21 protein-coding genes are annotated in these 20,967 nt (G+C 59.8%); 12 read left to right on the top strand and 9 right to left on the bottom strand.

The genetic code is table 11. The features are described 5' to 3' along the window. Window positions 1–200 precede the first annotated feature (200 nt). The 3 genes from FGZ14_RS20210 to FGZ14_RS20200 all read right to left on the bottom strand — a co-directional run bounded on the left by FGZ14_RS20210 (window position 201) and on the right by FGZ14_RS20200 (window position 3,402). Complete coding sequence (locus FGZ14_RS20210) at window positions 201–1,130, bottom strand: bifunctional UDP-sugar hydrolase/5'-nucleotidase (RefSeq protein WP_139925955.1); 930 nt, start codon at window positions 1,128–1,130, stop codon at window positions 201–203. Between the two features lie 128 nt (window positions 1,131–1,258). Beyond that, window positions 1,259–2,023, bottom strand: coding sequence for a 5'-nucleotidase C-terminal domain-containing protein (locus FGZ14_RS20205; RefSeq protein WP_139925954.1), 765 nt, complete (start codon window positions 2,021–2,023; stop codon window positions 1,259–1,261). A 137-nt stretch (window positions 2,024–2,160) separates the two neighbouring features. After that, complete coding sequence (locus tag FGZ14_RS20200; protein ID WP_180754431.1) at window positions 2,161–3,402, bottom strand: outer membrane beta-barrel protein; 1,242 nt, start codon at window positions 3,400–3,402, stop codon at window positions 2,161–2,163. A 158-nt stretch (window positions 3,403–3,560) separates the two neighbouring features. On the opposite strand from FGZ14_RS20200, the gene FGZ14_RS20195 reads away from it, so the two are divergent. The 6 genes from FGZ14_RS20195 to FGZ14_RS20170 all read left to right on the top strand — a co-directional run bounded on the left by FGZ14_RS20195 (window position 3,561) and on the right by FGZ14_RS20170 (window position 10,585). Next, window positions 3,561–5,339 carry a methylmalonyl-CoA mutase family protein gene (locus FGZ14_RS20195; RefSeq protein WP_139925952.1) on the top strand — a complete coding sequence of 593 codons (1,779 nt, stop codon included), beginning with the start codon at window positions 3,561–3,563 and terminating at the stop codon, window positions 5,337–5,339. A 58-nt stretch (window positions 5,340–5,397) separates the two neighbouring features. Then, window positions 5,398–5,766, top strand: a complete 369-nt coding sequence (locus tag FGZ14_RS22370) for a four helix bundle protein (RefSeq protein WP_139925951.1) — start codon at window positions 5,398–5,400, stop codon at window positions 5,764–5,766. A 105-nt stretch (window positions 5,767–5,871) separates the two neighbouring features. Then, a complete protein-coding gene (scpA, locus tag FGZ14_RS20185; protein ID WP_139925950.1) occupies window positions 5,872–7,992 on the top strand; it encodes a methylmalonyl-CoA mutase in 2,121 nt (706 codons plus the stop codon). A 21-nt stretch (window positions 7,993–8,013) separates the two neighbouring features. Further along, on the top strand, window positions 8,014–9,105 hold the full coding sequence (locus FGZ14_RS20180) for a DUF4062 domain-containing protein (protein WP_139925949.1): 1,092 nt from the start codon (window positions 8,014–8,016) through the stop codon (window positions 9,103–9,105). A gap of 24 nt (window positions 9,106–9,129) precedes the next feature. After that, complete coding sequence (locus FGZ14_RS20175) at window positions 9,130–9,570, top strand: hypothetical protein (RefSeq protein ID WP_139925948.1); 441 nt, start codon at window positions 9,130–9,132, stop codon at window positions 9,568–9,570. A gap of 370 nt (window positions 9,571–9,940) precedes the next feature. Beyond that, window positions 9,941–10,585 carry a hypothetical protein gene (locus FGZ14_RS20170; protein WP_139925947.1) on the top strand — a complete coding sequence of 215 codons (645 nt, stop codon included), beginning with the start codon at window positions 9,941–9,943 and terminating at the stop codon, window positions 10,583–10,585. A gap of 31 nt (window positions 10,586–10,616) precedes the next feature. Here FGZ14_RS20170 and FGZ14_RS20165 read toward each other — a convergent pair whose 3' ends face one another. Continuing rightward, window positions 10,617–11,030: a hypothetical protein gene (locus tag FGZ14_RS20165; RefSeq protein ID WP_139925946.1), complete on the bottom strand. Its 414-nt coding sequence runs from the start codon at window positions 11,028–11,030 to the stop codon at window positions 10,617–10,619. Window positions 11,031–11,291: 261 nt separating this feature from the next. Here FGZ14_RS20165 and FGZ14_RS20160 point away from each other — a divergent pair, with 261 nt between their 5' ends. Both FGZ14_RS20160 and FGZ14_RS20155 read left to right on the top strand, forming a co-directional pair. Further along, window positions 11,292–11,918, top strand: coding sequence for a metal-dependent hydrolase (locus tag FGZ14_RS20160; protein WP_257883293.1), 627 nt, complete (start codon window positions 11,292–11,294; stop codon window positions 11,916–11,918). 53 nt (window positions 11,919–11,971) lie between these two features. Further along, complete coding sequence (locus FGZ14_RS20155; RefSeq protein ID WP_139925944.1) at window positions 11,972–12,271, top strand: hypothetical protein; 300 nt, start codon at window positions 11,972–11,974, stop codon at window positions 12,269–12,271. 315 nt (window positions 12,272–12,586) lie between these two features. Here FGZ14_RS20155 and FGZ14_RS20150 read toward each other — a convergent pair whose 3' ends face one another. Together FGZ14_RS20150 and FGZ14_RS20145 are read right to left on the bottom strand one after the other, a co-directional pair. After that, on the bottom strand, window positions 12,587–13,609 hold the full coding sequence (locus FGZ14_RS20150; protein ID WP_257883292.1) for an SDR family oxidoreductase: 1,023 nt from the start codon (window positions 13,607–13,609) through the stop codon (window positions 12,587–12,589). A 155-nt stretch (window positions 13,610–13,764) separates the two neighbouring features. Continuing rightward, window positions 13,765–14,253, bottom strand: a complete 489-nt coding sequence (locus FGZ14_RS20145) for an ankyrin repeat domain-containing protein (RefSeq protein ID WP_110977042.1) — start codon at window positions 14,251–14,253, stop codon at window positions 13,765–13,767. A 206-nt stretch (window positions 14,254–14,459) separates the two neighbouring features. Between FGZ14_RS20145 and FGZ14_RS20140 the strand changes: the two genes are divergently transcribed. Next, window positions 14,460–15,251: an SDR family NAD(P)-dependent oxidoreductase gene (locus FGZ14_RS20140; protein WP_139925942.1), complete on the top strand. Its 792-nt coding sequence runs from the start codon at window positions 14,460–14,462 to the stop codon at window positions 15,249–15,251. A 136-nt stretch (window positions 15,252–15,387) separates the two neighbouring features. Here the strand turns inward: FGZ14_RS20140 and FGZ14_RS20135 are convergent, their stop codons facing one another. The 3 genes from FGZ14_RS20135 to FGZ14_RS20125 all read right to left on the bottom strand — a co-directional run bounded on the left by FGZ14_RS20135 (window position 15,388) and on the right by FGZ14_RS20125 (window position 17,979). Further along, window positions 15,388–16,179 carry a CPBP family intramembrane glutamic endopeptidase gene (locus tag FGZ14_RS20135; protein WP_139925941.1) on the bottom strand — a complete coding sequence of 264 codons (792 nt, stop codon included), beginning with the start codon at window positions 16,177–16,179 and terminating at the stop codon, window positions 15,388–15,390. A gap of 142 nt (window positions 16,180–16,321) precedes the next feature. Continuing rightward, window positions 16,322–16,768: a DUF4174 domain-containing protein gene (locus FGZ14_RS20130; protein ID WP_139925940.1), complete on the bottom strand. Its 447-nt coding sequence runs from the start codon at window positions 16,766–16,768 to the stop codon at window positions 16,322–16,324. 221 nt (window positions 16,769–16,989) lie between these two features. Next, window positions 16,990–17,979 carry an alpha/beta hydrolase gene (locus FGZ14_RS20125; protein ID WP_139925939.1) on the bottom strand — a complete coding sequence of 330 codons (990 nt, stop codon included), beginning with the start codon at window positions 17,977–17,979 and terminating at the stop codon, window positions 16,990–16,992. 173 nt (window positions 17,980–18,152) lie between these two features. On the opposite strand from FGZ14_RS20125, the gene FGZ14_RS20120 reads away from it, so the two are divergent. From FGZ14_RS20120 to FGZ14_RS20110, 3 genes are all read left to right on the top strand, one after another. Further along, window positions 18,153–18,908 carry a murein L,D-transpeptidase family protein gene (locus tag FGZ14_RS20120; protein WP_219601037.1) on the top strand — a complete coding sequence of 252 codons (756 nt, stop codon included), beginning with the start codon at window positions 18,153–18,155 and terminating at the stop codon, window positions 18,906–18,908. A gap of 37 nt (window positions 18,909–18,945) precedes the next feature. Further along, on the top strand, window positions 18,946–19,503 hold the full coding sequence (locus FGZ14_RS20115; RefSeq protein ID WP_180754429.1) for a CoA pyrophosphatase: 558 nt from the start codon (window positions 18,946–18,948) through the stop codon (window positions 19,501–19,503). Window positions 19,504–19,684: 181 nt separating this feature from the next. Next, the gene (locus tag FGZ14_RS20110) at window positions 19,685–20,785 is read left to right on the top strand and encodes a YncE family protein (protein WP_139925937.1); all 1,101 of its coding nucleotides are present in this window, start codon (window positions 19,685–19,687) and stop codon (window positions 20,783–20,785) included. Window positions 20,786–20,967 lie beyond the last annotated feature (182 nt).

The following is a 20,967-nucleotide window of genomic DNA, read 5'->3' as shown; positions in this document are numbered from 1 at the left end:
CAATGAGATAGGGCAAAAGCAACGGGTGTGCAGGTGAGGGGAATAACAGGCTGGCAACCGGCCACAAACGACCCGTTTTTTATAGGGGGAGACAAAAATGTGGAAAAGTCAGGAGACAAAAAAACGCCCTAAACTCTTGCTTATTATGCCTTTTTACCAGAGAGCAGCCCCGCCGTAACAACGGAGCTGCTCCCGGCAACCTACGCGGCTTGTACGGGAACAACGGCGGTAGCGGCTACCACCGGCTGGCGCGCCCCCCGTTCGAAGGAGTAATCGAGGCGGCCCAGGTTGATGCCCGACCATCCCACCTGGTTGACCAGCGTGGTGCGGCCGTTGGGGCTGGCAATGGGCTCGGGCTTATCGAGGAAGGTGTGGGTGTGCCCGCCCAGAATCAGGTCGATGCCGCTAACCTGAGCGGCCAGTTTCCGGTCATCAATTTTGGCGCTTTCGTACTTATAGCCCAGGTGAGAAAGGCAGATGACCATGTCGCACTTCTCGGGTCCGCGCAGCTTGGCCACCATGTCTTTGGCCGTCGCTACGGGGTCGAGGTACTTGGTGGCACCGAAGTTTTTGTCACCGACCAGGCCCGACAGCTCAATGCCCAGCCCGAACACGCCCACCCGGATGCCTTGCTTCTCGAACACCTTATACGGCTGAAACTTGCCGGCCAGGATGGTTTGGGAGAAGTCGTAGTTGGCAATCAGGAAGGGGAAGGTGGCGTGGGGCAGCTGCTTCTGCAGGCCCTCCAGACCATTGTCGAAGTCGTGGTTGCCCAGGGTGCTGGCGTCGTAGGCCATCTGGCTCATCAGCTTGTACTCCAGCTCGCCCTGGAAGAAGTTGAAGTAGGGCGTGCCCTGCCAGATGTCGCCGGAATCCAGCAGCAGCACATTCGGCTCCTGCTTGCGGATTTGCTCGATGAGGGCCGCGCGCTTGGCCATGCCGCCCATGCCGGCCCATTGGGTAGCATTGTCGGGGAAGGGCTCGATGCGGGAGTGCATGTCGTTGGTATGCAGAATAGTGAGGCGGGTAGCCTTTTTATCGGCGGCGGTGGCGGGCAGCGCCGAAACGCCCAGCAGGCCCAGAGTAGCGGCCCCCAGGCCGGTATGCTTCAGAAATTCGCGACGGTCCATGGTGGAAGAGTAGCTGAGGAATTGAATAAGGGAGTAAGAAGGGTAGCGGAGTGGCGGAGTAACGGAATAGGTGCGGTGTAGCAGCGCTCCTCGCGCCAACCGCGCAGCTATGCCATTACTCTTTCTGCTCAGTTACTCATCCGCACGCGGCCTTCTACTTTGGCCTCAATGGGCTTGCCCTGCTGGGTCAGCTCGCGGATGTAGTCCACGATGGCGGAGCGCAGCAGCACGCCGGTACCGCGCGGCTTCAGGGCCTTAAAGAACGTGAGGTTGTCGCCGCCCCCGGCCAGGTAGTCGGAAATGGCGATGGTGTAGGTGCGGGAAGCATCAAGAGGCTGCCCCCCAATGCGCACCTCCTGGGGCTTGCCTTCGGCCGAAACCACGTACGTAGCCCCCGAAACCGGCATTTTAACGCGGGCGGCGTAGTCGAAGAGCTGCTGCACCACGGCGCCGGGGGCATCCAGCACTACCAGCTCGTTCTCGAAGGGCATGAGCTCAAACACCGAGCCCACGGTAACGGCGCCGGCCGGGATGGGAGCCCGCAGGCCGCCGTTGGTCATCACGCCCAGGTCCATGGGCTGCTTCAGCTCCCGGCTGGCCCGCACCCGCTGAATATCGGCCACGAAGTTGGACAGCGGCGACTCGCCGCCGCCTTTGGTAATAGCTACCGGGGCCTGCCCGATGACGGCCGTCATCTGCTCGGTTACGCGCTGGCGGTAGGGGGCAATGGTGGCGGCGGCTTGGGGGTCTTCGGGAGCGGATTTGCCGACGGGCTGGGCCGTAACGGGGGCCAGCTGAGCCTTGGGCACGTAGGCACCGCGCTGGCAGGCGGGGGCCAGGGCTACGGCCGTCAGCAGGCTTAAGGCCGCCAGGCGGGAACGAAGAAGTTGCATGGGGTCAGAGGAAAGAAAAACGAAGGGCAAAGGTAAGGCCACACGACGGGAGTTGAGGTGATGAGGCTGCTTCCCCCTGAAAGAAGAAGCCAGGAACAGAAGGCCGGTCTTCTGCTCCCGGCTCCTGGTTGGCGGGCTTACTTGGTCAGGTCGTAGCTCAGCAGCAGGTAAACGCGGTTGACGCGGCTGCCCAGAGCTGTTGCATCAAGAAACCCGTCGGAGCGCTCGTAGCGCAGATCCACGGCCAGATTGCGGCCGGCGGCTCGGGCCGTTGTCAGGCCGGCGCCTACCATAATGCCCTGCTCCAGGTCGCGTGGGTTGTTGGTGAATAGCCACGGGTTCCAGCCGTAAGATCCTTGAACCTCAGCGGTATTTGTCAGGAAAAGGCCGAATGCATAGCCAGCATATACAACCGGCCGGACAGCTCCTTTCGGGTACGTATAGCGTATTGTTATGGGTAACCGGATACTTTCCAGCGTCACGCGGTAGTTGCGCATGGTGCCGGTGCTCAACCGGGTTTCGGCCCGGTAGGACTGCTTTTCATACAGCGCTTCGACCCGCGCCGACAGGGTACGACTCGCGCCGGTCGGATAAAGATTTGCGGCCAGGCCTACTACCGGCTGAACCGAGCTGGTGCCTTTGGCCTGCAGATCGGGGTAGTCATCTAAAACAAGCTGGCTTCTCTCGGCCCCCAGCACTAGGCCTAACCGCACATGATTTTTACGGCTTGCAGCTGCCGGCGCGACTGACACCCCACCAACGCACTCGTTATAAGCGCGCACAATGCGGATGAGTCCAGCCTGGTCGTACCGGACGGTATTGATAGCAGGCTGTACCGCCGGACACTGCTGGGTAGCAGCGGCCAGGACACGTCGAAACTCATCCGACTTTTGCCGATACGTCACTCCATTCCGCACTACCTCCTGAGTTGTCTGAATCAGCTCTTGCAGGGGCCGGCCCGGCGTGCGCAGGTAATAATGGTCTTTGCTGCGCTCATCGCGCAGGTAGAGCAGACTGGCTGGGCCTTGCACAATTACTTCAAGAAAAGAAGCACGCGGAAAAGCTTCTTCTTTCAGGTCCGGCAATCCTTCGCGCCGAACTGAGTCGCTGAGCAGCACGGTTTCCGTCTGGTACACCCGGTCGTCGGTGAAGCCATAGCCGCGCAGCTGCTGGGGGCGGTATTCGGTAACAGGAGCTGATTTGGCAGTCCGGAAGCGGCTGAGGCGGGCATTACGCTGGGCTCCGCGCGAGTCCACCTCGCCTTTCAGAGTGTCGCCGGCCAGGGTTACCACATAGCCGGACCGGAAATTGGTTTGAGCTTGCGCGAAAGCAGCCCCGAGCAGGAGAGCTCCGAGGAGTACAGATTGTTTCAGGTACACAACAATGAAATAGAAAACGCGGATAGGAAGCATCCTAAAAAAGCGCACAAAGGTATAGGGTTGAGCTACCTGCTTCCAAAGTGACATTATGAGCCCGAACCGGTATCTTTAAGCCCGCCTCTCGGGGCCTTTGTTTTCCCACCCCACCCCGCCGCATTATGGCCGATTCGCCGCGCCCCGCGCCTGTTTCGTTTTCTGAATTTGACGCCGTTACTACCCCTCAGTGGCAGGAGCGCATTGCCCGCGACCTGAAGGGAAAAGACCCGGCCGCCCTGACCTGGCAGACGCCAGACGGGTTTCCGGTGCAGCCTTTCTACCACCAGGAGGCCCTGCAGCAACTGGGCGGCGCCCCCAGCCCGCAGGTACGGCCCGAGGCCCACTGGCGTAATGTGCCCACGTATTCGGTGCCGGCGCTGGAGCGGGGCCGCGGAGCCATTGAGCGCGCCGCCGACGCCCTCAGCCGGGGCGCCGACGGGGCTCACTTCGTGCTGGGCCACGCCGAGGGCTTCGATGTGGAGCAGCTGCATCAGCGCCTACCCCTCGCCGATACTTACATATGCTACACCGTGCGCAACGGCGCGGCCCGCCTCATGCAGCGCCTCACGGAGCTGGAGGTTTCGCCCCGGGGCTTTCTGGTAGCCGACCCCATCACCCGCCACGCCCCCGACATGGCTCATCAGCTGGATGAGGTGCGCACGGCCATTACCCTGAGCCAGGGCTGGCCCGGGTTCCGGGCCCTGGGGCTGGACGTAGCGTATTATGGCAACCGTGGCGCCACCGCTACCCAGCAGATTGCCTTTGCCCTGTCCACGGCCGCGGCCTACCTCAGCGAGCTGCCTACCCCCGAGCTGGCCCTGAACCAGGTTGCGGCAGCCATGCACCTGCACGTAGCGGTGGGCCCGAACTACTTTTTTGAAATAGCCAAGCTGCGGGCCCTGCGCCGCCTGTGGGCTACCCTGCTGCACGCCTTCAACCTTCCGGCTGAGGCAACCCAGCAGCTTACCATCTTCGCCAGCACGGCCACCTGGAGCCAGACTACCCTCGACCCGCACACTAACCTGCTGCGCACCACTACCGAGGCGATGAGCGCCGTGATGGGCGGGGCCGATGCCGTGAGCGTGGGTGCCTTCGACTGCCTGTTTCATGCCCCTAACGAGTTTGCCGAGCGCCTGGCCCGCAACCTGCCGGTGCTGCTGCGCGAGGAAGCCTACCTCGATAGAGTGCAGGACCCGGCCGCCGGTTCCTACTACCTCGAAACCCTCACCGACCAGCTGGCCCGCGAGGCCTGGGCGCTGTTCCAGAAGATAGAAGCGGCCGGTGGTCTGCCCGCCGCTACGGGGCTGGTTATGCAGGAGCTGCACGCCTCGGCCCAGGCGCAGTTCCGGCGCATTGCCAACGGCGAGCAGGTGGTAGTGGGCACCAATAAGTTTCAGAACCCCAACGAGAAGTTCGACTACAACCCCAAGCGCCTGCTGCGCAGCCGGGAGTTTGACAGCACCCGTGCCACCTACCCCACCGAGGTACTGCGGCTGGCTACGGCCCTGCACTTCGAGCGGCGGGAGAAAAAGAAGAAGCGCGCCGCCATGGTGCTGCTGGGCGCCCACACCAACCAGATTATTCTGGAGTCGTTTCTGCGGACCCTGCCGGAAACGGAACGGCTGGAGCTACGTGCCGCCCACCCGGAGGGCACGTTGTCGGTGCTGTTTTCCTCGGCCGAGGAAGCTACGCTGATGTACGCTACCCCCGAGCAATTCGGCCGCCTCTCCCGCGCCATTAGCCGCGTGCCCATCGACGAGCCCAACTTTATTCCGCCCGCCCTGCTTACCGCCGACCTGGCCACCATGCAGGAAGCCGTGCACGTGTTCGGCTTCAAGGAATTCACTGTGCAAGGCTACAGCACTGAGGATGTACTAGCCCGCCTGCAGGGGAAAAAGTGATGAGGTGATGAGGTAAATGGTGACAGGTGATTGGTAATAGGTAATTAGGGTTATCAGAATGAGAAAGCAGAAGCCACATTATCAGTTGCAGTGTTGGCGGCTGGCTTTTGAGTTTGTGCCCGTTGCGTATGATCTGGCCCGCAGGTTCCCAGCAGAAGAGCGGTACGAACTGGCTTCTCAACTACGACGAGCCGCTACTTCTATCCCTCTGAACATTGCTGAAGGTGCCGGTCGTGACGGCCCCGCAGAGTTCTGTCGTTTCCTCACTATTGCCCGCGCCTCCCTTACTGAACTTGACACCACCTTACTACTGGCCGAACGTCTGGGATACCTCACTACCGCTGAAACCGACGCAGCCATTTCTACCTTAGACCGCATAGCTGCTCTTATCAACGGCCTACTAAAGAAGTTGCGCGCAAGCCCTTAGTATCTGATTATGCACGTATTTTATTACTTCATATATCTATTCATATATTCCTATTTACTTGACACCCCATCACTATTTACCTCATTACCTCATCACCCGAAAAAAATGAAGCCCGACTTCTCCACAATATCCTACGACGCGGCCCTTCTGCCCGCGCCGCCCGCCAACGCTACCGAAACTTCTACGCCCGAGGGCATTGCGCTCAAGCCGTTTTATACGGCCCAGGACGTGCAGCACCTCGGCCACCTCGGCTTCGGAGCAGGGCAGGCCCCCTACCTGCGGGGGCCCTACAGCACCATGTACATCCAGAACCCCTGGACCATCCGGCAGTACGCGGGCTTTAGCACGGCCGAGGAAAGCAACGCCTTCTACCGCCGCAACCTGGCGGGCGGGCAGAAGGGCCTCTCGGTGGCGTTTGACCTGGCTACCCACCGGGGCTACGACTCCGACCACCCCCGCGTGGTCGGCGACGTGGGCAAGGCCGGCGTGGCTATTGATTCGGTGGAGGACATGAAGCTCTTGTTTGATGAGATTCCGCTGGATCAGATGTCGGTGTCGATGACCATGAACGGGGCGGTGCTGCCCATTATGGCCTTCTACATTGTGGCGGCCGAGGAGCAGGGTGTGACGCCGGACAAACTGGCGGGCACTATTCAGAACGATATTCTGAAGGAGTTCATGGTGCGCAACACGTACATCTACCCGCCCCTGCCGAGCATGCGCATCATTGCGGATATTTTCAGCTTCACGGCGCAGCATATGCCCAAGTTCAACTCCATCAGCATCTCGGGCTACCACATGCAGGAAGCCGGGGCCACTGCGGATCTGGAGCTGGCCTACACCCTGGCCGATGGGCTGGAGTACGTGCGGGCCGGTTTGGCGGCGGGTATGAAGATTGACGACTTTGCTCCGCGCCTGTCGTTCTTCTGGGCTATTGGCATGAACCACTTTATGGAAATTGCCAAGATGCGGGCCGGCCGCCTGCTCTGGGCCAAGCTCATCAAGCAGTTCAATCCCCAAAACCCCAAAAGCCTGGCCCTGCGCACGCACTGCCAGACCTCGGGCTATTCGCTCACGGAGCAAGACCCCTTCAACAATGTAGCTCGCACCGCTATTGAGGCCATGGCGGCGGCCCTGGGCGGCACCCAGAGCCTGCACACCAACGCCCTCGACGAGGCCATTGCCCTGCCCACCGACTTCTCGGCCCGCATTGCCCGCAACACTCAGCTCTATATTCAGCACGAAACGGACATTACCCGCGCGGTGGACCCCTGGGGCGGCTCCTACTACGTGGAAACCCTTACCCACGAGCTGGCAGGCCGTGCCTGGGCCCTGATTCAGGAAGTGGAGGAGCTGGGCGGCATGGCCAAGGCCATTGAAACCGGCCTGCCCAAAATGCGCATCGAGGAGGCCGCCGCCCGCAAGCAGGCCCGCATCGACTCGGGCAAGGAAATAGTGGTAGGCGTGAACAAGTACCGCGTAGACGAGGCCACCGATATTGAGGTGCTCGACATCGACAACGCCGCCGTGCGCGAGTCGCAGATTGCGCGCCTGAACCAGATCAAAGCCACCCGCGACAATGCCGCCGTGCAGCAGGCTCTGGAGGCCCTCACGGAAGCCGCCCGCACCGGTAACGACAACCTTCTGGCTTTGGCTGTAAACGCCGCCCGCCTGCGCGCTACCCTCGGCGAGATTTCCGATGCCCTGGAAAACGTGTACGGCCGCCACCAGGCCACCATTCGGGCTATTTCGGGCGTGTATTCTCAGGAAATGAACTACGACGAGCAGTTTGCCAAGGCCCGCCAGATGGCCGACGAATTTGCCGCTCGCGAAGGCCGGCGCCCTCGCATGATGGTGGCCAAAATGGGCCAGGATGGCCACGACCGGGGCTCCAAAGTAATTGCTACCTCCTTCGCCGACGTGGGCTTCGACGTGGACATTGCGCCCCTGTTCCAAACGCCCGCCGAGGTAGCCCGCCAGGCGGCCGAGAACGACGTGCACGTAGTGGGCGTAAGCAGCCTCGCCGCCGGCCACAAAACCCTGATTCCGCAGCTCATTGAGGAGCTCCGGCAGCTTGGCCGCGAAGACATCCTGGTCATTGCCGGCGGCGTCATCCCCGCCCAGGACTACGACTTCCTCTACAACGCCGGCGTAGTCGGCGTGTACGGCCCTGGTACCGTCATTGCCGTGGCGGCCCAGGATATTTTGGGGAAGCTGGGGGAGTAATCAACAAAAATAAATAGTACTATGAAACCAAGAGTATTTGTAAGTTCTACCTACTATGATCTTAAATACGTTAGGGAGAATTTAGAGCATTTTATTCAACAGTATGGCTTTGATGCTGTGTTATTTGAAAGCGGAAACGTGACCTTTGAGCATGGAAAGGCTTTAGATTTTTCTTGTTACAAAGAAGTGGATAGCTGCCACATGATGATATTAATTATTGGCGGAAGGTATGGAAGCGCGTCATCCACAGAAACAGAAATCGAAATAAGAAAGAAATATGACGAGCAGTATATTAGCATAACTAGAAATGAATTTGATACTGCAAGATTAAAAGGAATACCATGTTTTGTATTTATTGACAAAAATGTTCATAGCGAATATTATACATATAAAAAGAATCAATCATTCTTTGACAATGCAATAAAATCAAATAAAAATAATAACACATTTAGCTTTGCGCATGTTGATTCTGTTAATATATTCAAATTCATAGATCATGTAAATTATTTAGCAATAAAAACTTTTGAAAAAGCAGAAGATATAGTTGATTATTTAAGAAATCAATTAGCGGGTATGTTTTTTCTGTATCTTGATCAGTTGCAAAAGGAAACAACAAGCAAGGAAATATTGAATACTGTTGAACAACTCAATAATACTGCTAACAAAATAGATACACTGGTTGAGGCAGTGGCAAAAAAATTAATAGATGAAAAACAATTGAATGAAATTAATAACAAGCAATTTGATTCAACATCTGAATTGTTTGCACAACAAATTGAAAACTACATTCATATAGCACTTCCTGGAAACGAAAGAGGGCGTGAAATAGCAAACGAATTAACCAATTTATTTATTGAAAAAGTATTTAATAAAAATATCAATATTACCCATAAAAATTATAAAATATTTGATGAAGAACTATATGTGCAAATACATAAACTATTTGATAAAAACGAGGTTTATTCAGAAATAAATCAGGCAAGATTTACGGCATTCCCTTTACATAGATTATATAAGAAAAATATTGAACCATTTATAGATAACAATGAAAAGGTTAAACTTTTTAGAAAAAAGGTTGCAGAATCGTTCCACTCGATGATGCTGCCATTTTAATTATAATAGATAGCATCGAGAATTATGCGCATTCACGACATCGACCAGGAAGACGCCGACATTGACTACTTCGCCACCGATGCGGCCGGGCACATTGTGCACGTTGCGTCCGGCGGCGGGATACTGCCTGAATCGGTGGCGGCTTCTCAGGAGGTGCTGCTGGAGCTGCACCAGTATTTCCTGACGCGGCCGGAAACCGATTCGGCGGTGGCGGCGGGGGTAGCCGAGGGCACGGATGAGGGCAGCTACCAGGGCTTCGCGCGCTACGCCCGGCGCGGGCTGTTCTCCTTCGCCAAAACCCGCCTGCACGAGCGCGCCGATACCCGTTACTACGTGGTGGCCCGGCCCCTGCGACCTCTCACGGTGGATGAGCTGCCTAAGAACATTGCTACCCTGCTGCGCCGAACCCAACTGCCGGGGGCCGTGGCGGGGCAGGCTACCCTCGATGTAGCTACCATCTTATAACAAACCGGCCCGCCTCTAGCGGGCCGGTTTGCTTTTGGACGCGTTTGCCAAATTGTAAAGTCTGACGTGGGTCCGGGCCTACCTCCTCTTGCGGCGTAGGCAAGTGGTTTTTAGCACAGCTGGGGTGGCCAGGGGCAGAGCGAAAAAATCAGAGTTTACCACTTATTGGCATGGAGCTGAATCGGTGGGGGCAGTACTTAGCTGTGGTTTATGCGCCGTAATCTGCTCTGCAGTAGCTCCTATGCTGACTTCCCGATGCCCCATACTCACGGTCTTGATTTCCCTAAGCAGTACGGTAGCTTATAGCCAGTCAGAACCTCGTGCAACATATATTGGGGCCACGGTGGGTGGCGGAGTGGCTTTCACGCCCATGTCGCCGCAACGACTGGAGCTTCCTAACTCCTACCTGGAAGCCAAGCGCCATGACCAGGGTTTGGCTGTTGACTTCGCCTTATTTGTGTCGATGGTGCGCAAGGGCTGGGTTCTGCAGCCCAGCTTCTTTTATCATAATACGTACTCCGGCGATGTGCGCTACGGTACGCCGGGAAGTGGAGGGTTCGGCTTTTTCAGCTTTCCCTACACAACCACTGCCTTCTCGGTGCAGCAGATGGGCCTGGGCGGCAGCGTGGGCCGCGTTTTTGGCGCCGCCCATGAAGAGCACCTACAAGTGCTGGTTGGCAGTCGGGTGGGCTGGCGCATCAAGAGTCTGGATGCGCCTTCGGCACCGGCTTCTCCAAGCCAAAGTGAGGCTGTACGCTACGCCATCGAAACCGCGCATGAGCCTCTGCAATTGCAGCTTACCGGCGAGGTAGGATGGTGGGGCCGCCACTGGGGAGTTAGTCTGCAAGGCGTGCATGGTCTTACTTCCCTGGTTCGCCGGGTAGAGCTTGGCAACACCGCCTACCCCTTTCAGGTCAGCAATACCTCCCTCATGGTTTCCCTAGGCTACCGCCTACCGCTGAAAGAGCTTCTGGCGTCTTCTCCCAAACGCACCCGTAGCCAAACCACTGAGTAAATCGGCACAGAGTAAATAGCTCCCGCCGCCGTTAGCGCTGTTGCCGCAGCCACTGGGCGGCTTCCGCTTCGGTTTCGCAGAACTGGTAGGCCAGGAATTTCTTGTGCGATTCGGACATCACCGATTTGGAAGCCAGGCGGGCGAATACGTCCAGGGGCAGGAGCACGGCGGCGTAGCGGTACGGGCCTTCGCCCACGGCGCGGGGTAGCCACTCCTCTACCACCCAGGTGCGCTCGGCTTCCGTGAAGGGCGTCAGCTCGCGTTGGTCGGCCAGCAGCTTGCTCCATTGGCGCAGCCGGAACAGCTGGTCGAGGTGGTTGAGCACGGCCCGGAAGTCCTCGGTCCTACGAACGCCTCGGTGCCACTTCACCACGGCAAAACCTTCGGGGCTCTCCGTGATGCGGGCCGCGGCATTTTCAAAGTAAACAGGCGAAACCAACGACATAGGAAGGAAAGCAGGGGGTAGGGCGGTAGCCAAATATAGGCGGAAGAACCCAGGCTTCCGAGGATAATCAGCCCCTGGCGCGCCGTCGCGGGAGTAGTGTACCGCCTGCGGGATAGTCGTATTTTCGGGCCGCCCTCCTACCCTACCCCCTTACCCCATGTCAACTACCCGCCTGCAGCTGCTGGGCCACGCCAGCTTCCGCATCACCAGCCCCGAGGGCCACGTCTGCTCCTCGACCCGTGGCTGACGGGCAACCCCTACGTGCCCGAGCACCTGCGCCAGCCTAAGCGCGCCGACCTGGTACTGCTCACCCACGGCCACGACGACCACCTGGATACTGAGCTGCCAGCCCTGCTAGCCCGCACCGGGGCCCGGGTGGTGGCGCCCGCTCCGGTGCGGTTTTACCTGCAGGAGCAGGGCGTGCCAGCTGCCCAGTGCGAGGCCATGAACGTAGGCGGCAGCATAGAGGTGCTGCAGCTGCGCCTGACCATGACGGTAGCCCACCACGCGGCCCACGTTGATTTGCCCGATGGCCGCACCGGCTTTTCGCACGAGGGCGTGGGCTACGTGCTGCGCTTCTCCGACGGTACCGTGCTCTACGCCGCCGGCGACACGGCCTTGTTCGGCGACATGGCCCTGCTCGCCGACCTTTACCAGCCCACCGTAGCCCTGCTGCCCATCGGCGACCGGTACACGATGGGTCCGCACGAAGCCGCCCACGCCGCCCGGCTGCTGCGGGTGCCGCACGTGGTGCCATTCCACTACGGCACCTTTCCGTCGTTGGTGGGCACGCCCGAGCAGCTGCAAGCCGCCTTAACCACCGGCAGCCCGGTCACGGTGCACACCTTGGCTCCCGGCGATACGCTGGACCTCGGCCCGTTGCGGTAAAGTCGGCGCCGCGGGCTGGGCTTGCGTATAGGGGTAGGAAAACCCCAGCCTCTATGGAACCAGAAAACTTTTCAACCGGCCCGGCGGGCGTATTCGCCCAGATTGAGCACAAAGGCCAGAATCTCACGGTGGTAAAGCTGCAGGAAGCCTACGCCGACGACCCCGCTACCCTGCTCCACCAGCTCACGGCCGCCCTGGGCCTCTCGCCGGCCGCCCTGCTGCTGGTGCTGCCTTCAGAGGGCAAACCGTTGCTGGGCGAAGGTCCGGCCGAAGACCTGTACAACGATTTTTTATCCACCAACACCGCCGCCGTGGTAGAGCAAACCTGGCAGCCCCTGGAAAAGCGCGGGTAGGAGTTTACCAGCAGAACCTCGTGTTGAGCGGAGCAACAACGGACCTCACCCCCCGGCCCCCTCTCCTCGGGGAGAGGGGGGCTGACGATTATTGTTCGACAGATTCTGATTTCTCTTGGTTCTGGGTTTGCGCTAGGCTAGTGCCGTTTGCTGACAGCTGACTCCCCCTCTCCCCGAGGAGAGGGGGCCGGTGGGTGAGGTCTGTCGTTGCTCCGCTCGACATGACGGTCTGCTGGTAAACCCTACCCCCCTCATACACGCAAAAGCCTCCGGCCGCACAGTGCGGCCGGAGGCTTTTCTTTATCACTCTGAAACCTACTCGTTGGTGCTGTTATCCGGGCTGTTTCTGCCGGAAAGCAGCGCCACCAGCACGCCGCCGGCCAGGGCCGCGAAGGTGGTAGTGAGTACGGGATGCAGGCTGGCGCGGGTGTAGAGGCTCTTTTTCATGACGTAGCCCGGATGGTCGCCGTGCACGCGGCCGTCCCGGACTTCGGGGCGGTGCAGGGAGCCGGCGGGGTGGCGCGGGGCCTCGTCGCGGGTCTGCATCTTCATGGTGGCCTTGGCGTTCATGAAGTCCATGGTTTTGGGGAAGTGCTTGTTCATGGAGCTGAACATTTTTCCCCCACCCCCAATGTACACGTCGCGCTCCGGGTGCTGGGCCGCGTGAATGATGGCGTGGGCTACTTCCTCGGGCTCGTACACGGGCGGGGGCAGCTGGGGCTCCCGGTCCATATAGTTTTTGGCGTGCTGCGGGAAGGGCGTGTTGATGGCGGCCGGCTTAATCAGCGTTACCGATACGGGCGCGCCTTCTTCTTCCAGCTCAATGCGCAGGGCATCGGTGAAGCCTTTAATGGCGTGCTTGCTGGCCGAATACTGCCCCTGGAGCGGAAACGCAATGTCGGAGGCCACGCTGCCCAGGTTGATGAGGGCCCCGCCGTGCTGTTTGAGGTGTTTAATGGCCTCCAGGGAGCCATTCACCACGCCCCAATAGTTGGTATCGAACATGCGGCGGCTGTCCTCGTCGCTGATTTCCTCCAGGCGCCCCCAGATGGAAGCTGCCGCGTTGTTAATCCAGGTATCGAAGCCGCCGAACCGCTCCTGGGCTGTGGCCGCTACCCGCTGCATGTCCGGAATACGGGCTACGTCGGCCACCACGGTGGCTACTTTGCCGCCGCGCTTGGTAAGGTCAGCGGCCACATGGCGCAGGTCTTCTTCGCTGCGGGCAGCCAGCACCAGGTTGGCGCCGGCTTCGGCGGCCATGCGGGCCGTGCACAGGCCAATACCGCTGGTAGCGCCGGTGATAACCAGCGTTTGTTTCTTCAGAGGTTTGAGTTTCATAGTCATACAGGTAAGATGCTTACTTCATCTTCCCATACGACCAGACACTCCTCCCGATCAGGCGATGCCCGAATTATACTGTAGCCCGGACTTTAGTCCGGCCCCGGCAGGTAAAACCAAGGTACCACGCGGGGGCCGGACTAAAGTCCGGGCTACTATTCCTGGGGAAGCAGGTTGAGGGCGGTTTCGTTGCCTTGCTGAATAGCTAAGTCGCGGGCGGAAAGGCCGCGCACGTCGCGCAGGGTAGCATCGGCCCCGGCCTTGAGCAGCACCGGCACAATGTTGTGGCGGCCGAAGAGAGTAGCAAACATGAGGGCCGTACCGTCGTTGCCGTTGCGGGCGTTCAGGTCGGCGCCGTTGTCGATGAGCAGCTGGGCAATTTCGGGGTAGCCTTTGAAGGAAACACCCATGAGGGCGGTGTTGCCGCTGGCATCGTGCACGTTGGGGTTGGCGCCGGCTTCCAGCAGTACGCGGGTGGCTTCAATGTGCCCATCGTAGGCGGCCAGAATGAGGGGCGTGAAGCCGCGGCCATCCTGGTAGTTCACGTCGGCCCCTTCGGCCAGCAGGGTTTTGATGGTTTCCACATCGCCCATGCGGGCAGCGTTGGTGAGCAGGTCTTCGGGACGGGAAGAGGTAAAGGACATGGGGAGGGGTAGCGTTGGTGATTAGTACACAACCCGAAACGGCGGAATTGGTTGAGCTGCCTTCCGGGGCGCGGGGTTGCAACCCAATACGATGCCCGCTCAAAATAGATGAGTTGCCCGCAGGGCAAAAACTACCCGGCTTCCGCTGACAAAACCCGGCGCGGCGGGTTATGCTACCTCACCCTGACCTCCAAACCCTTTCCCTGATGGATTTACAACTCGCAAAAAAAGTGGCCCTGGTTACGGGCTCCACCGCCGGCATTGGGCTGGCCATTGCCCGCCGCCTGGCCGCCGAGGGCGCCGAGGTTATCCTGACTGGCCGCACCGAAGCCCGCCTGCAGGAAGCCCGCAATACCATTTTGCAGGAAACGCCCGAAGCCACCATCCGTACCGTGGCCGTCGATTTCAGCAAGCCGGAACAGGTAACCTACCTGCTGCTGGAAGTGCCTAAGGTGGACATTCTGATCAACAACGTGGGCATTTTCGAGCCCAAGCCTTTCGCCGAAATTCCGGACGAGGACTGGCTGCGCTTCTTCGAGGTAAACGTGATGAGCGGCGTACGTCTCTCGCGCCAGTACTTTCCGCAAATGCTGGAAAAGAAGTGGGGCCGCATCGTGTTTATCTCCAGCGAATCGGGCCTGCAGATTCCTGCGGAAATGATTCACTACGGCACCACCAAAACCGCCCAGCTGGCCGTAGCCCGCGGCCTGGCCGAGCTGACCAAAGGCACGGAATTAACCGTAAACTCGGTGCTGCCGGGCCCCACGGCCTCCGAGGGGGTAGAAGAGTTTCTGCAGAAGCTGGCCGGCGAAGGCAAAACCCGCCAGGAAGCCGAGCACGAGTTCTTCCGCGACGCCCGCCCCTCGTCCCTGCTCCAGCGTTTCATCACCCCCGAGGAAATTGCCAACATGGTAGCCTACCTCGCCAGTCCCTTGTCGGTAGCCACCAACGGCGCCTCCGTACGAGTTGATGGCGGCGTAATCCGTAGCATTGGCTAAGTGGTCAGATACTGAAATGGCGAACGGGTGATTTTACCGTTCCGCCATGATGTGCGGGCTACCCCTGAAAACGGCGTGAACCCTACCAGGCTGCCGGGTAGGGTTCACGCCGTTTTCAGGGGTAGCCTTTTTATGGTTAGCGGATGGCCTCCGCCACGCCTGTCCATTCCGGGACGCTTTCTGGCTTGGCTGCCACACGCTGGCGGCGTAGGTGCCACACCGTACCCACAATTGACAGGACAATGGTCAGGCCGCGGAATACGTTGGCCCACAGGCTGCCCACGGCCGTATCCGACACCTCGAAGAGCATCCACCAGGCGTTCATGAAGATGTGCAGAAATACGGGCACCCACAGGTTGTTCCAGCTTTTGTAGAGCCAGGCAAACCACACGCCGCCGCAGAACGTAACGCCCAGCACAGTGGCGGCCGATGCCCAATCGTGACTCTGGTACAGGTGCACCGAAGCAAAGAAACCGGATTGGACCAGCACCGCCAGCAGCCAATGCAGCCGCACCCGCCGGTAAAGCTGCCCAAATAGAAAGCCCCGAAACAGCGTTTCCTCGCTTATCCCAGCCCACCAGGCGCCCCGCAGTAATTTTGAGAACAGCTCGGGGCCAGCGGCGGAAGTAAACTGGAACGCCCCGGCATAGCCCAGCAACATGGGCAAGGTGCAGCCCAGGCCCATCAGCAGGCCACTGCCTACCGAGGCTTGCCAGCCCAGTTCCGGTAGCACCCGGCGCCACCCGTACAAGGCAGCCAGCGTGAGCATGGGCACTCCGAGCCACCAGGCCGCCCGTTGCAAGGAAAACACCAGGTCTGTAGCCTGCCGCGAGTTGTATCCCAGCAGCGGATTGACATAACGAGCCCCGTACAGAGCCACCAGGAAGGCTACCAGAATAACGGCCGCAGGGAGTAAGCGCTTTTTCATAACCAACTAGCTCAGAAAGATAACGATGCGGGCAAGATGGTATATTCGTCAGCCCCAGTCAACTGCTGGTGCGCCAAGTGCAGAAGAAGGCCGATGATGCGGCAGCTTGCTATTCTCAACTTTTGCTGAGTTGTTGCCGCTGCTAGTGGGGCCGCTTCATTTCCTGCTGGCGCATGGGCATGGCATCAATGGTAGCAAACAGCTGGGCCGGCGGCAAAGCCTTGGTTTCGCGCCGCTTTACTCCGCCATCCTTTCCAATCAGCACAGCTTGGAAAGCCGTACCGCCTACCCCCAGCTTCTGGCTCAAATAGCGCTGGTCGGCCGCTGGAAGCTGACTCCAGACAACCTCCCGCACCAGCAGGTCGCGGGTGTTTAAGTCGGCCTTCACAGGGCCCAGAAGCTGCTTCTGTTGGCGCAGCTCGGCATCGTCGGGAGTGGGCGCGCAAAGCAGCAGCACCCGTTTCTGCCATTTGGCCTCCTTCACGAGGGTTGACAGAGGGGTTGGGGGTAGGATTTGCGCTGGCCCAAGGGTGCTACCCAGAAGCAATGCGCCTGCCACACCACTGATAAGGGAAAGAAAAGTCGTCATGGGCAAGAAACAGTGAAGTGGAGGCTAAGTCTAGCGACTAGTTCCCCTCCTCAGATGAGGAGGGGTTGGGGGTGGTTGACTACTCGTTGAACGACTTACTAGCTCTAGTCTTTCAACCATCCCTAGCCCCTCCTCATCTGAGGAGGGGAACTAGTTGCTAGCTCTGGGTTTCAGTTACGGCTTGAGGGTAGCATGTGCTACCGTGAGATGTTTCAGCAACCTTATTTCACCACTTCAGCCAGCCACTGAAACACTTGCTCATACGCCGAGGCGCGCACTTCTGGGGCCGATAGAAAGACATCGTGGACGGCGCCGGGTATGGCTTGCACGGTTACCTGCGAACCCAGGCGCGGGGCCAGGGCTTTGATGTGGGCCACGTTCAGGACGATGTCGGCGCGCTGGAAGTCGGGGTGCCAACTGCTGCCGCCGGCGCTGCGCTCGGCGTGGAGTACCAGCACCGGCAGGGGCAGCCCCAGTCCGCGTCGTACTTGTGCCTGACCCCGCCGGATTGCCCGTAGCCACCCTGCATTCACCCGAAAAACGTGGTTAGGCTTCCAGGCCAGGTCGTAGTCCCAGCAGCCGCGGTAGGCCCGGTGCAGGCTTTGGCCGTAAGTATCGGGTAGGCCAGCGGGCAGGGGCAAATCGGGCCAGCGGGCGCCCACGGCCACGGCCAGGGGCACCGCTACGTGCCGCCGCAGCCAGGGCTGGCGCAGCTCCAGAAACGGGCTGTTCAGCACCAACGCCGTCAGCCCGGCTTCGGGGCGCTGGGCCGCATACAGGGCTGTGATGAGGCCGCCGGTAGAGTGCCCGCTTAGTACCACATCCGCGTAGCCTTCGGCCCGCAGCTGAGCCAGGGCCGCATCCAGATCGGCGAAGTATTCGGTCAGGTCGCGCACGTTGTTGGGCCGCTGGTGGGGTAGCAGGGCCCGGCCGTACTTGCGCAAATCGAGGGCGAAGAACCGGCAGCCGTGCCGGGTGTACTCCACGGCCATTTCGCGCTGAAAAAAGTAGTCGTTGAAGCCGTGCACGTAGAGCACCGCCCGGCCGGCAGGTTGTGGCGGCTCGCGGCGGTAGCGCACCAGCACGGCCTGCACCCGGCCCTCATAATCGTGGGGCTGGGGAAGCACGAGCTGTTCAAAATCGTGACCCAGCGGATCGGGGCGGTAGGCTACTGCGGGAGCAGCCACGGAAAGGGCAGAAGCGGAAGGCATAGCAGCGGTACGAAAAACGGCCGGTGGATGATGACGTTCTACTTCCCTAACCTAACCAGAAATCAGGTTTATTTTTCTATATACCTCTTCGCCTATACTAAGCCCTGAGCGGTTACCGTTGAGGTTGCACTGCATCCCGGCTACGTTTTCGGGAGCCTGTTATTCTTTATGCTATGCGTTTTCTAGCGCTGGTTGGAGCGGCCTTGCTGCTCGCCCTCTATGCCCGCTCTTCGGCCCGCCGCCCCGAGCCCAACCCCACGTTCCGCAGCGAGCAGCTCCGGTTTCCGCGCGTGCGGGCGGCCTACACTCTGCACGAAACGGCCGCCCACGCCCTGCTCCGTCGGCACGGGCTGGCGCCTGAGCGGCTGGAGCTGTTTCTGCGGGCGTTTAAGGTAGGGCGGCGGCTGGAGGTGTGGGGCCGCAATCAGGGCACCGGGCAGTTTGTGCTGCTGCGCACCTTCCGGCTGGCCGGCACCTCGGGCACACTCGGGCCCAAGCGCCAGGCCGGCGACGGTCAGATTCCGGAAGGCTTCTACACCATCGACCGGTTCAACCCCGACAGCAAGTATCACCTGTCCCTGGGCCTCGACTACCCCAACGCCGCCGACCGGTACCGCAGCGCCACCCTCGACCCCGGCAATGACATCTTCATTCACGGCTCCAACGTCACCATCGGCTGCCTACCCATCACCGACGCCGGAATCCGGGAGCTGTACGTGCTGGCCGTGGAGGCCCGCGCGGCTGGGCAAACGGCTATTCCGGTTCACATTTTCCCCTTTGAGCTTACCCCTGAGAACCTGGCCCGCCACCTGATGAGCCCGCACCTGGGGTTCTGGCAGCAGTTGGCCGAAGGCTATCAATATTTTGAGGATAACCGCCAACTGCCCTTAGTTACCGTGGGCAATGCCGGGGCGTACTCCGTGCGCTAGCCGAACAGGGAGGCCGAGCGGTGCGTACCTTGCACCCATGGCAACCCCTAGCATTTACGATTTCATTGTTCCGAAAAACCTGCGCGAGTCGGCCGTGCTGGTGCCCGTGTTTCGCGACGAGCACGGCGAAATTCAGGTAGTGATGGTGCGCCGGGCGGCGTTTGGCGTGCACGGCGGCCAGCTGGCTTTCCCCGGTGGCAAGCACGAGCCCGAGGACGAAAACCTGCAGGCCACGGCCCTGCGTGAAGCGTTCGAGGAAGTCAGCCTACCCCCTTCCAACGTGGAAGTGCTGGCCGCCCTACCTCCCGTAGCAGTGCCCAGCGGCTTCCGCATCGCGCCGTTTCTGGGCCGTATCCGGCGGCCGGAAGTCTGGCAGTGGCAAACCTCGGAAATTGATGAGGTGCTGGAGATTCCGCTGCGCCACCTCTCCGACGTCACGAACCATACTGAGGAAACCTGGCAGCTAGCCGGTTGGCCCGGCCCCCGCCTCGTGCCGTTCTACCGCGTGGGCAATAATTACCCGTTGTGGGGTGCCAGCTACCGCATTATCCAACCCATCATCCCACGCCTGCTGGCCGGAGAGTGGGAAATTTAGTGATGTGATGGGGTAATGAGATAATAGGGTAAAAAGAACGTCATGCCGAGCTTGCCGAGACATGACGTTCTATGAGTTCTGCCACCTCCCCTCCTAACCCTTTACCTCGTTACCATTCACCCTCTCACCCTAGTTTGGCACGAAATTGCGTTCTACCTGCGCGCTTACACGACTGACTTCTATGAAACGACTTTCACTTCTGCCGTTGCTGCTGGCGCTGCTGTTGCCCGGTGCGGTGCTGGCTCAACGGGAGCAATCTATCTGGCTATTTGGCCAGCAGGCCGGACTTACGTTTCCGGCTGATGGCTCTGCACCTACCCCCCTGCTGACCAGCAAAATGACCACCTACGAGGGCTCGGCGGTGGCGACCAACCAGCAGGGCCAGCTGCTATTTTACACCAACGGCGAATTTGTATTCAACCGTCAGCACCAGGTAATGCCCAACGGTAAAAAGCTGATGGGCTCCAACTCCAGCACCCAAAGTGCCCTCATCGTGCCCGATCCGGGTAGCGGCAACGTGTTTTACGTGTTTACGGTGGGCGCCCAGGGTGGCCCCAACGGCCTGCGCTACTCCATCGTGGACATGACCCGCGAAAATGGCCTCGGCGACGTACCCCGCTCCAACGCCCTGCTCATCACGCCCGTGGCCGAGAAGCTGGCCGCCGTGCGCCACCAAAACGGCCGCGACGTCTGGATTGTGGCCCACCGCTGGAACTCCAACGCCTTCGTGAGCTTCCTGGTGACTCCTGATGGGGTGGAAAGCAAGCCTATTATGAGCAACGTGGGCAGCATGCATGCCGGCCCCGGCCGCAACGCCATTGGGGCCATGAAGTTTTCGCCCGATGGCCGCAAGCTGGCCGTGGCCCTCTGGCGCGAGGCCAATAAGTACGAGGTGTTCGACTTTGACCGTGCTACCGGGCAGGTGCACAACGCCAAATCCTTCGCACCCTACCCCGAAGCCTACGGGGTAGAGTTTTCGCCTGATGGCAGCAAGCTCTATGGCTCCAGCAATGGCGAAGGCGGCGGTGAAGCTCAGATTTTCCAGTTCGACTTGAAAACCGGCAAAGCCACCGTGGTCGGCAAATCGGCTAACCGCAAAGTAGGCTCCCTGCAACGTGCCCCCGACGGTAACATCTACGTGGCCCGCGAGGACAATATGTTCCTGGGCATCATCCAGAACCCCAACTCCGCCACCGCCAAGTATATCGACAACGGCTTAAAGCTCGGCGGCCGCCGCAGCAAACTCGGCCTGCCCAACTTTATCACGGAGCCTGGGAAATAAGTGAATCAGTAAGTGAGTCATGGCGAGGGCACTGAAGCCATCCTTTCTCGCCTCTGTGATAATTCTGATAAACAAACAAGCCCTTACTTTCAGTACGGAGGTAAGGGCTTGCCACATCATGAGGGGGTAGGGCGTTGGTCAGGACGGATGGCTTCAGTACCCTCGCCATGACAACGCACTAT

It is taken from the genome of Hymenobacter sp. DG01, assembly GCF_006352025.1.
Lineage (GTDB): Bacteria > Bacteroidota > Bacteroidia > Cytophagales > Hymenobacteraceae > Hymenobacter.
Note: the sequence above shows the minus strand (reverse complement) of the source record. Positions and strands in the feature narration are given on the sequence as shown.